Origin of the sequence: Xanthomonas euvesicatoria (genome assembly GCF_013112235.1) — a bacterium.
Taxonomy (GTDB): Bacteria; Pseudomonadota; Gammaproteobacteria; order Xanthomonadales; family Xanthomonadaceae; genus Xanthomonas; species Xanthomonas euvesicatoria.
Window position 1 is genome coordinate 996395 of the sequence record NZ_JABFFS010000001.1, and the last position, 11835, is coordinate 1008229.

The following is an 11835-nucleotide window of genomic DNA, read 5'->3' on the forward strand; positions in this document are numbered from 1 at the left end:
GCGCACAATGTTCCCCTGATCGATCGGCGCATCTTGCTGTCTGGAGGCATTGGCGGCAAGGCGGGTGCAAACCGTGCGCCACGGTATGGTAGGTAGATGTTACGTTTTCGTAGTTCCTGGCACGTTGCCGGCCAGTGTCCGACATTGGCCGCTGATGTCTTATTCGGACAAACTTGTCCAGCGATCGGGCTTCAGCCCTTGCGCCACTTGCGTTTGGCCCAATGCTGCGGCGCATCATGTAAGCGCTTGCAGTTCCTGCTAGCGTGCGCTGCATCTCGCTTGGGGGTCTCCATCAGATGGGGCTGATGTCATTCATGTGCCTGTGTGACACGGGCGCTCGGTGCCAGCAGGCCGTGCGCCTCACCCTGGCGCGCGGTGCCACGCGCGTTGACCTGGAGAACGCCACAGCATGAGTCGGCCACGGTCCGAAGGCGGCAGCGTCACCATCAAGGACGTTGCGCGCGAAGCGCAGGTGTCGGTGGCGACGGTCTCGCGCACCATGAACGGGCATCAGCACGTGGCCGAGTCGGTACGCGAGCGGGTCTTGCAGGTGGCGCGTGCGCTCAATTACATCCCGCACCACGCCGCGCGCAGCCTGAGCAGCCGGCGCACCCACACCATCGGGGTGGTGCTGCCGGACCTGCATGGCGAGTTCTTTTCCGAATTGATCCGCGGCATCGACCAGGTGGCGCGCGAGCAGGGCTATCACCTGCTGGTGTCCAGCTCGCACGGCGACCCGCAGGCGCAGCGCCGTGCACTGGAGCGCCTGCCCGGGCGCGTGGACGGCGTGGTGGTGATGTCGCCGTCGCTGGGCGATTCGGGCGTGCATGAAGACGCGCTGCCCGGTGGCCTGCCGGCGGTGCTGCTCAACTGCGCCGGCAGCGCCAGCCAGCGCCCGGTGCTCAATGTGGACAACTACGGCGGCGCGCGGGTCATGACCCGGCATCTGCGCGACAGTGGCCACCGCCGCATCGCCTTCATCGCCGGGCCGGACGACAACTTCGATGCGCATGAGCGCCTGCGCGGGTATCGCGACGAACTGGCGCTGGACCCGGCCGCACAGCCCTGGGTCTTGCCCGGCAATTTCGACGAAGAATCCGGTTACCGCGCCGGCCAGGCGCTGGCCCGGGACACGCGGCCCGACGCCGTGTTCGCCGCCAACGACATGATGGCCTTGGGCTGCCTGTTCGCGCTCGGCCACGCCGGGCTGAAGGTGCCGCAGGACATTGCGCTGGCCGGATTCGACGATGTGCCGATGGCGCGCTACGTGCTGCCTGCGCTGACCACGATGCGGGTGGATATCGCCGGCCTGGGCGCGCGCGCGTTGCAGTTGTTGCTGGGCCAGCAGTTGGTCGATGCGCCTGCACCGCCTTCCGACGCTGCGCCGCCGGCGTTTTCGCAGATGGTTCCGGAACTGATCGTGCGTGCGTCCAGCGCCGCCCGCAGCACATCGGGCCATTGACGTCTATGTACCCCGTCGCATCTTCACGAATTCTTTACGGTTTCTTATGTTTTTTATAACTCTATCGTTGCCGCTACCGCTGCTCGTTCGTCCTTGAAACAACGCGTCACCCTGCGCCACGCCGACCACGCTGCCGGTACGCGCCTGACCCCTGGGAGGGGGAAGTCATGAAGACCTACCGTACCGTCTCCACCCTGCCGGCGCGCAGCCTGCTGTGCTGCGCCCTTGCCGCTTCGTTGCTGGCCGCCAGCCCGGCCATGGCCCAGTCCAGCAATGCCACCCTGCGCGGGCAAGTCGCCGCGTCCCAGGCAGGCACCACGGTGACCGCCACCAATGTCGCCACGGGCACCACGCGACGCGTGGCGACCGGGCCGGACGGCAGCTATGCCCTGGTTGGCCTGCCGCCGGGCACCTACAAGGTGGATGCCGGCCCGGGTACCGAGAAGACGGTGACCTTGTCGGTGGCCTCGTCGGTGAGCCTGAATCTGGGCAGTGGCGGCGAGGCGACGACGCCCGCCGATGGCACCGCCACTACCCTGGACACGGTCAAGGTCACCGCCACCTCGCTGCAGGAGGTCAAGACCTCCGAAGTGGGCACCAATGTGTCGCTCAAGCAGATCAACACGGTGCCGCAGCTGACGCGCAACTTCCTGGAGTTCGCCGACACCGTGCCCGGCATGCAGTTCGAGACCGACCCCAACGGCAACAGCCGCATCCGCGGTGGCGCGCAGGCCAGCTCGGCGGTCAACGTCTACATCGACGGCGTGGGCCAGAAGAGCTATCTGTTCGGCGGCGTCTCCGGCCAGGAGCAGAGCGCGGGCAACCCGTTCCCGCAGCTGGCGATCGGCGAATACAAGGTCATCACCTCCAACTACAAGGCCGAGTTCGACCAGGTGGGATCGGCGGCGATCGTGGCCTCCACCAAGTCTGGCGGCAACGAGTTCCACGGCGAGATCTTCGGGCGCACCACCAATACCGACTTCCGCGCGCGTCAGGCCGACGAGCGCGCCGGTGCGCCCAATGCCGACGGCAGCAAGCGCCAGACCCACCAGGACGAATACGGCATGGCCTTCAGCGGGCCGATCGTCAAGGACAAGGCGCATTTCTTCGTCAGCTACGAAGGCAAGGGCTTCGAGGTGTCGGCCAACCCGGTCTCGGTGCCGGACAGCTTCAGCGCCCTGAGCGACGACCTGCCGGCCGGCGTGCAGAGCCGCCTGGGTTCGGTCACCCGTCCGTTCAAGGAAGATCTGTACTTCGGCAAGATCGACTGGGACGTGGGCGAGAACGATCGCCTGGAGTTGACCGCCAAGTACCGCGACGAAAAGAGCCGCGACGACGTGGGCGACCGCAACACCGCCATCGCCGGCAAGAACAACCTCAACACCGAAGAGCGCTATGACCTGCGCTGGCAGCATTTCGGCGAACGTTACGTCAACGAGGCGCGTGTCTCCTACGAGGACGTGCTGTTCAACCCCAATGCCTTCACCCTGGGCAACCAGAACATCTATACCCGCGGCGTTGCCGAAGACGATGTGCTGATCCGCGACAACGCCACCAGCGGCCTGGCGATCCAGCGCAAGGGACAGAAAGGCCCGAGCTTCCAGAACGACCTGACCTTCAACAGCATCGACTGGCACGGCAGCCACGTCATCAAGATGGGCGTGAAGTACAAGGAGGTGGAGCTGACCCAGAGCGAAAACTCGACGGTCAATCCTTCTTTCTATTACGCGGTGGCCGATGGCCTGGGAACCTCGGCAATTCCGTACCAGGTGAAGTTCAACCTGCCGTTTGCCGGTGCGGCGCCCTCGGTGACGACCAAGAGCAAGCAGCTGGGCCTGTACATCCAGGACGATTGGGACGTCAACGACAAGCTGCAATTGAACCTGGGCGTGCGCTGGGATGGCGAGAAGATTCCATCCTACCTGGACAACGTGACCCCGCCGGAAGTGGTGGCGGCCTTGAACGGCCCCGGCACCGACCCGACGGTGAGCGCCACCTACGCCGAGCAACTGGCCAAGGGCGGCGTCAACATCAACGACTACATCAGCACCGGCAATAACCGCAAGCAGGACAACAACAACTTCGCGCCGCGCCTGGGCTTTTCCTACGATTTCCGTGGCGACGAATCGCTGGTGTTGTTCGGCGGTGCCGGACGCAGCTACGACCGCAACCTGTTCGACATCCTGGGGCTGGAGCAGGTCAAGTCGGCGCTGGCGCAGTACACGCTCCGCTTCGCCGAGGCCGCGCCCGGCTGCACGCCGGCGCCGGGTACCTGCGTCAACTGGAACCCGGCCTACCTCAGCGACCCGGCAAGCCTCGGCGGTCTGGTCAATTCGGGTGTGCGCAACGGTGAGATCGACCTGCTCAACAACGATCTGAAGACGCCTTATTCCGACCAGTATTCGCTGGGCCTGCGCACGCGGCTGGGCGAGTGGAACACCTCGGCCACGGTGTCCTACATTCACAGCAAGGACGGTCTGATCCTGACCTTGGGCAACCGCTATCCCAATGGCGATTTCTTCCAGAATGGCGGCCAGCCGTGGAACGAGAATCCGCCGGGCTTCGGTTCGCTGCTGATCGGCAATAACGGCGTGGAAACCAAGACCGGACAGCTGCTGCTGTCGGCCGACAAGCCCTATACCCAGGAAAGCGGCTGGGGGCTGACGGCGGCCTACACGTTCTCGCGCGCACGCGGCAACCGCGGCAACGACGAGCGCTACGGGTTCGATGCGGCCACCATCGCCGACTACCCGTTCCTGGATCTGAACGCAGTGCCGCGCCACCGCCTGGTGCTGACCGGCATCTACGATTTGTTCTGGGGCATCAGCGCCTCGGCCAAGCTGACCCTGGCCACGGTGCCGCCGCGCAATGAGGCGGTGTCCTACGACCAGTACGGCGGCCAGCCGTCGGAGAACATCCGCATCGTCTCGGTGGATGCACCGGGCGGCAAGTTCATCGCCGGCGGCGACATCTTCGGCACGCGCCAGCTGGATCTGTCGCTGTCCAAGGACATGCATGTCACCGAGGCGTTGACCGTGCAGGTGCGCGGGGATCTGATCAATGCGCTCAACTTCCGCAACTACGATCAGTACGCCATCGACTGGGGCCAGGACGGCGTCTACAACCCGCGTGCCAGCATCAACCAGTACGGGGCGCTGTCCACCTCGCCGCGGACGCTGTTCCTGAGCGCACGCATCATCTGGTAAGTCGCTAGCATCGCCGCAGTCGCCAGCACAGGGGTGCCGCCTGTGCTGGCCATCGTGCACGGCACGCACCCTGGTGCATCGTTGGTCTTGCATTGCCCGGTGATTGCCACGGCACTGCATCGTCCACGCGTCGTCATTGCCTCACCCGTCTCGACCCGTGCCTGAAGGAGCAAGCACCCGTCACCGCAGACCCTTGTTGTTCTTGCAGCCCTTGCGGCTGCTGTTGCCTGTTGTCCCTGTGTTCCACACCAAAGCACCAACCCAACGCGCCAGTCACTGCACTGCGTCGCGCTTTACCCCTGGGAGGGGGAAAGTCATGAAGAATCACCGCACCGTCTCCACCCTGCCGGCGCGCAGCCTGTTGTGCTGCGCCCTGGCCGCCTCGTTGTTCGCCACCACTCCGGCCATGGCCCAGTCCAGCAACGCCACCTTGCGCGGCCAGGTCGCTTCCGCGCAGAGCGGCAGCGAAGTCGTCGTCACCAACCTCGCCACCGGCTCGGTGCGACGCGCGCCGGTCAATGCGAACGGCAACTACACCATCGTCGGGCTGCAGCCGGGCACCTACAAGGTCGAATCCAACGGCATCAGCCGCACGGTGACCCTGTCGGTGGCCTCCAGCGCCATCGTCGATCTGGGCACCGAGACGGCCGCGGCGCCTGCCGGTGATGCGACCACGCTGGATACGGTGACGGTCAGCGCGCCGATGATTCGCGACGTCAAGACCTCGGAAGTGGGCAACACCATCAGCGCGCGCCAGATCCAGCAGTTGCCGCAGGCCACGCGTAACTTCCTGGAGTTTGCCGATACCGTGCCGGGCATGGTGTTTCAGGTCGATGGCAACGGCAACACCAAGCTGCGCGGCGGTGCATCCAATGCCAGCGCCGGCAATCTGTATATCGACGGCGTAGGCCAGAAGAGCTACGTGCGTAGCGGCGGCGTCGCCGGTCAAAGCGATACGCAGGGCAATCCGTTCCCGCAGCTGGCGATCGGCGAATACAAGGTCATTACCTCCAACTACAAGGCCGAGTACGGCCAGATCAGTGGCGCGGCGATTACCGCGGCCACCAAGTCCGGCACCAACGAATTCCACGGCGAAGCGTTCTATCGCTATACCGATCAGGACCTGCGCGACAAGCGGCCCGACGAAGAAGCCAATGGCAAGATCGACTCGCAGACCAAGGAATACGGCTTCGCACTTGGCGGGCCGATCATCCAGGACCGCATGCATTTCTTCGTTGCCTACGAAGGCAAGGAAAACGTGGCGCCCAAGAGCGTGCAGCCGAGCTCGGAGGCGGCGGCCTTCGTCAGCCAGTTGCCGGCCAACCTGGCCAGCCAATATGGCCCGGCCAACATGCCGTTCGAAGAAGACCTGTTGTTCGGCAAGATCGACTTCGAGCCCACCGATCGCGATCGCATCGAATTGAGCACGATCTACCGCGACGAGACGCAGACTGCCAACGTCGGCGGTACCAACACGCTCGCGCAGGCCACTGACAAGATCAACAAGGACAAGCGCACCAACCTGCGTTGGCAGCACAGTGCCGACAACTGGTTCAACGAGGTCATCGTCGGCACCGAAAATTCGGAGAACAACCCGACCCCGCGCACCCTGGGCAATGGCATCGTCTACACCTATTTCCAGCCACGTGCCGGCTCCACCGATATCGATGAGCGCACGTTCCTCACCACCGGTTCGGCTGGCGGCAAGAACGCGCAGCGCAAGAGCCAGAAAGGCTGGTTCATCCAGAACGATCTGACCTTCACCAGCTTCCAGTGGCATGGCGAACACACCATCAAGATGGGTGTGAACTACAAGGACATCGAGCTCACCTCGCAGGATGCGGCGGCGTTGAATCCGCAGTTCAGCTATCGCGTCAGCAATGGCAGCATTGACTCAACGCCGTACCGCGTGGACTTCATTGCGCCCTACACCACGCCAGGCCAGCGCGCCACGGTGGTCTCGCCGTCCAAGCAGTACGGTATCTATCTGCAGGACGACTGGGCCGCCACCGACAAGTTGATGATCAACATCGGTGTGCGCTGGGATTACGAAGACACCCCGGCCTACACCAACTTCGTCACCTCGCAGGCGTTCGTCGATGCGCTGTATGCCAACGACGCAGAAAATCCCGGCCAGCCGTGGGCAAACCGTCTGCTGCCCAGCGGCATCAACGTGGCCGACTACATCAGCACCGGCAACAACCGCAAGAACTTCAAGGATGCCTGGGCGCCGCGCTTCGGTTTTTCGTATGACATCTTCGGCGACGAAGCCGCCATTGTGCATGGCGGTGCCGCGCGCTCGTACGACCGCAACCTGTTCGAACAGTTGGCGCTGGAAACCAGCAAGGCGGCGCTGTCGCCGGTGGCGGTGTATTTCGAAAACCCGGCCACCGGCACGTGCTATCGCGCCGACCGCACCTGCGTAGCGTTCGACCCGCGCTATCTCAACGGCATCGATCAGCTCAACACCATTCCCGGTGTCGCCGGCAGCGCCGAGCTCTTCATGTTCAACAACAAGCTCAAGACGCCGTACAGCGACCAGTACAGCATCGGTATCACCAACCAGGTGGGCGACTGGCTGACCGATGTGACCTTCCAGCGCATCCTGAGCTACGACGGTTTCGCGATGGGCTTGATCAACCGCTATCCGGATGGCTCCTACTTCCAGAACGGCAACGTGCCGTGGGGCGAGCCGGTGCCGGGCTATCAGAACACCATCCTGGGCAGCAACGGCCTGGAACAACGCAACAGCCAGGTGCTGTTGTCGGCCGACAAGCCGTACACCAAGGAATCCGGTTGGGGCCTGACCTTGTCCTACACCCACACCAGCGCGCGCCAGAACCGCAACATCGACGAGCCTTACGGCTTCGATAAGGCCACCATCCGCGGCTATCCGTTCGTGAAGTCCGATGCCGTGGCCGCACATCGCTTTGTCGCTTCCGGTTCGATCGATGGTCCGTGGGGCGTGACCTTCGGTGCCAAGCTGGTGTTGGCCACGCCCGAGCCGATCAACACGATCGCCTGCTTCGGCTTCACCGATCCCGATGGCGCCACCTGCCAGCAGGTCGGCGTCACCCCGCCGGGTAGCGGTAAGTTCCTGGTCGGCGGCGATATCTGGGGCTACCGCACGGTGGACTTCCAGGCCACCAAGGAGTTCACCGTGGCCGGCGACTTCAAGCTCAACGCACGTGTGAACCTGCTCAACGCGTTCAACTTCAAGAACTACAGCGCTTACGCCTACAACGGCTTCGGCAGCAATGGTCAGTTCGCTCCGGACATCGCCATCAACACCAGTGGCGAGATCAACTACGTGCCGCGCAGCGTGGTGCTGGAGATCGGCGCCAAGTTCTGATGCGCGCATTGCCACATGCGCCGGCACGGGCATGTGGTATTTCGAACGGGGCCGGCTGGCCCCGTTCGTGTGTCCGTCCGCTGTCTTGCTCAGGAATGCATCGACATGATTCCCGCTCCACTTCGCAACATCGTCATTGTCGGCGGCGGCACCGCCGGCTGGATGGCGGCCGCCGCGTTTGCGCGCGTGCTCGGGCCCACTTTCAAGGTGCAGCTGATCGAGTCCGACCAGCTGGGCACCGTCGGGGTGGGCGAAGCCACCGTGCCGCACATCAAGGCCTTCAACAACCTGCTCGGCATCGATGAGGCCGAGTTCGTGCGCCAGACCCAGGGCAGCTTCAAACTCGGTATCGAGTTCGTCGACTGGCAACGCCCGGGAACCGCGTACATGCATGGCTTCGGCACCCAGATCGGGCACCCGCTGGGGCTATTGCCGTTTCACCAATACTGGATCAAGCAACACGCACGCGGCAGAGCGCAGCCGTTGGGCGCGTACACGCTCAATACCGTGGCGGCTGCGCGCGGCAAGTTCATGACCTCCGCCGGCGATGTGCCGGCCAACTCGCCGCTGGCCAACATCGCCTACGCGTACCACTTCGACGCCACGCAATACGCGCACTTTCTGCGCCGGTATTCGCAGCAGCGCGGCGTGACCCGCATCGAAGGGTTGGTCGAGCAGGTGCAGCTGCATCCGGAAAGCGGCCATGTGCAATCGCTGCAGCTGGCGTCCGGACAGACGGTGCACGGCGACTTGTTCATCGATTGCTCCGGCTTCCGTGGGCTTTTGATCGAAGAGGCGCTGCACACCGGCTATCACGACTTCACCCACTGGCTGCCGTGCGATCGCGCGCTGGCAGTGCCCTGCGAAAAGGTGGGCCCGCCCACGCCATACACACGCTCCACTGCGCGCGCAGCCGGCTGGCAATGGCGCATTCCGCTGCAGCACCGCACCGGCAACGGCTATGTGTACTGCAGCGCGCACATCAGCGACGACGAAGCGGCCGCCACGTTGCTGGCCAATCTGGACGGCAAGCCGCTGGCCGACCCGCGCCCGCTGCGCTTCACCACCGGGCGGCGCAAGCAGTGCTGGAACCGCAATGTCGTCGCACTGGGCCTGGCCAGCGGATTTCTGGAGCCACTGGAATCGACCAGCATCCATCTGATCCAGTCCGGCATTTCCAAGTTGCTGGAGCTGTTTCCGCGCGAGGGCATCAGCCCGGTGCTGGTGCAGCGCTACAACGACCGGCTTGCATTCGAGTTCGACCGCATCCGCGACTTTCTGCTGCTGCACTACCACGCCACCGAGCGCGACGACAGCGCGTTCTGGCGGCATTGCCGCCACATGCCGATCACCCCGGAGCTGCAGACCACGCTGGACCTGTTCCGCGACAGCGGGCGCTTCTATCGCAATGCCGAAGAAATGTTTGCCGAAATCAGCTGGGTGCAGGTACTGGTGGGCCAGGGCATCCTGCCGCAGGGATATCACCCGCTGGTGGACCAGGTGCCCGACCGCGACGCCGAAGGCTTTCTGGCCAGCGTGGCGCAGACCATCAGCCACTGCGTGGATGTGATGCCAAGCCACCAGCAATTCATCGACCGCTACTGCAAGGCGGCTGCGTTACCGTAAGTGCCTTGGTTTGCACTGCGGCTGGAACTGATGCTGAAGGTGGTGGCAGTTGCGCATGACCGATAACGAACGCAGGGATCCAAGCGTGCGCTAACGGCGCGCTTCGCGCGTGCGTCCAGGCGATGCATGCTCGCCTGGTGCCGCGGGTAACGCGCGATCTATGCCACCACGCAGCCAGCCACTGATGTCGGTCGCCACGACACGCGAACGTGACGGCCAAAAAAAAGGATCGGACACAAGGCCCGATCCCTTCGAAAACCGGGACAAGCCCGGTGGACAATGAGTGGCACAGCTTCCGACTGACATCGGACGCTGGCATGTTAACGAGACTTTCACATTAAAGCAATGCTTTAATTGTTGCCGCCTAAGCTATTGATTTATTTGGAAGCTGGCCGCTGCTTCGGCCCGATCAGTTTCCGTTCTGCGGCAGTGCCGCGCGGATCTCGTCCTGGATGGCGGTGGCAGCGGCTGCAGGGTCGCTCGCCTGGCGGATCGGGCGGCCAACGACGATCGCGTCGGCACCGTCGGTAAATGCCTGCGCCACGCCGACCGTGCGTTGCTGGTCGTCGCCGACCGGGCCGCCGGGGCGGATGCCGGGGCAGACGATCGAAAAGTCCGGGCCAGTGGCGCGGCGGATCGGGCCGGCTTCCTGCCCCGAAGCGATCACGCCATCGATCCCGGCGGCCTGCGCAGCCAGCGCGCGTTCCACCACCACGTCCACCGGTTCACGGTCGATGCCCATTGCCGCCAAGTCCAGGCGGCCCATCGACGTCAGTACCGTGACCGCCAGCAGGCGCATGTCGCCGTGATTGGCCTCGGCGGCGGCCTGCAGCATGCCGGCGTGCCAGCCGTGCACCGTGCAATAACTCACCGGCCACTGCGCCAGGCGGCGAATCGTGCCGGCCACGGTGGCGGGAATGTCGAAGAACTTGAGGTCCACGAACACGCGCTTGTCGCGCTTGGCCAGCGCATCGAGCACGTGGAAGTACTCGCCCGATGCCAGCAGCTCCATGCCGATCTTGTAGAACGACACCGAATCGCCGAGCCGGTCCACCCAGGCGATCGCTTCATCGTGGCCGGGCACATCCAGCGCGAAGATCAGCCGCTCATGCGCGGCCAGCGGCAAGGGCGCGCGGCTCATCGGGCCACCTCCAGCGCAGCGCGCTTGGCGTCGTGGCGCTTTTGCCAGGGTTGCGCGTAGTCGTTGTTGAACTGCGCCGGCTCCCAGCCGCCGTAGCTGGGGTTGGGCAGCATCCACCAGCGTTCGCCGAACCAGTCGTGGTACTGCTGCAGCAAGGCGCCACGCGCCTGGCCGGTGTTGGCGGTGACCTGCACGAAGTCGCCCAGCTGGTCGCCGAACTGCATCAGCACGCGGTACTTCTGTCCGGCCAGCTGGCGGCGGCAGTTCTTTTCGCTGCCGTTCTGCTCGCAGCCGGGCACCACCGTGCCCAGGCCGAGAAAGACGCTGTCATCGGCCACCGGCAGGCCCACGCTGCGCAGATTGGCCAAGGTGGCGTCCTTCAGGTGCACCGCGCGGTTGGAAATGTAGATCAGGGTGATGCCGCGGGCATTGGCGGCCTTGGCGAAATCCACCACGCCGGGAATGGCAGTGGCCTTCTTCTCGGCCACCCACTGGTCCCAGCTCAGCTCGTCGTATTCCTTGCCATCGCGCAGCAGCCGCGCCTGGTAGGGCGAGTTGTCAAGCACAGTCTCGTCCACATCCAGCACCACCGCCGGCTTCAGGCCGGTGGCGGCATTGCCGCGTTCCTCCGGCACCAACGCGTCCCAGTTGGATTGCTTGAGTGCAGCGTCCAGTTTGTCGGCCGCAGCGCGATAGGTCTGCTCGGCCACGGCACGGTATTCCTCCGAGCGCTGCATCCACAGCACCGCATTGAGGTTGTCGTCGCCGGCCGGTGCAGTGGTGGACGACGTTGCGGCCTTGCTGGCCGCAGCGCTGGCGTCGGCATTGGCAGTTGCGGTGGCTTCCTGCGCGTGCGGGGCTGGCTGCGTGTCGGCGGGCTTGCAGGCGCCCAGGGCCAGCGCGGTGCAGGCGATGAAGGACAACGGAGCGTAAAGCGAGGGGCGCATGGCATCCACCGGGACAGGGTCGACAATAAAGCGTGCGATTTTAGCCGGTTCGCGCCGTACCGCCCGCGCTGGCCGATGGCGCCGCCATCGAAATGACAGGG

At 64.6% G+C, this 11835-nt stretch carries 6 protein-coding genes; 4 read left to right on the forward strand and 2 right to left on the reverse strand.

The window, feature by feature from the left end; all coding sequences use genetic code 11:
- The first annotated feature begins 409 nt into the window (after positions 1-409).
- The 4 genes from HLH45_RS04200 to HLH45_RS04215 all read left to right on the forward strand — a co-directional run bounded on the left by HLH45_RS04200 (position 410) and on the right by HLH45_RS04215 (position 9646).
- Entirely contained in the window at positions 410-1462 is a 1053-nt protein-coding gene (locus HLH45_RS04200) for a LacI family DNA-binding transcriptional regulator (RefSeq protein WP_008571910.1), read from the forward strand.
- A 167-nt stretch (positions 1463-1629) separates the two neighbouring features.
- The gene (locus HLH45_RS04205) at positions 1630-4668 is read left to right on the forward strand and encodes a TonB-dependent receptor (RefSeq protein ID WP_008571911.1); all 3039 of its coding nucleotides are present in this window, start codon (positions 1630-1632) and stop codon (positions 4666-4668) included.
- A gap of 316 nt (positions 4669-4984) precedes the next feature.
- Positions 4985-8020 (forward strand): TonB-dependent receptor domain-containing protein, encoded by a 3036-nt coding sequence (locus tag HLH45_RS04210; protein ID WP_008571912.1) that lies wholly within the window; start codon positions 4985-4987, stop codon positions 8018-8020.
- A gap of 105 nt (positions 8021-8125) precedes the next feature.
- Positions 8126-9646: a tryptophan halogenase family protein gene (locus HLH45_RS04215; RefSeq protein ID WP_008571913.1), complete on the forward strand. Its 1521-nt coding sequence runs from the start codon at positions 8126-8128 to the stop codon at positions 9644-9646.
- A 409-nt stretch (positions 9647-10055) separates the two neighbouring features.
- On the opposite strand, the gene pyrF is transcribed toward HLH45_RS04215, so the two are convergent.
- Positions 10056-10787, reverse strand: coding sequence for an orotidine-5'-phosphate decarboxylase (pyrF, locus tag HLH45_RS04220; protein WP_008571914.1), 732 nt, complete (start codon positions 10785-10787; stop codon positions 10056-10058).
- Positions 10784-11743, reverse strand: coding sequence for a 5'-nucleotidase, lipoprotein e(P4) family (locus HLH45_RS04225; protein WP_029820805.1), 960 nt, complete (start codon positions 11741-11743; stop codon positions 10784-10786). The genes pyrF and HLH45_RS04225 overlap by 4 nt, the downstream gene beginning before the upstream one ends.
- Positions 11744-11835 lie beyond the last annotated feature (92 nt).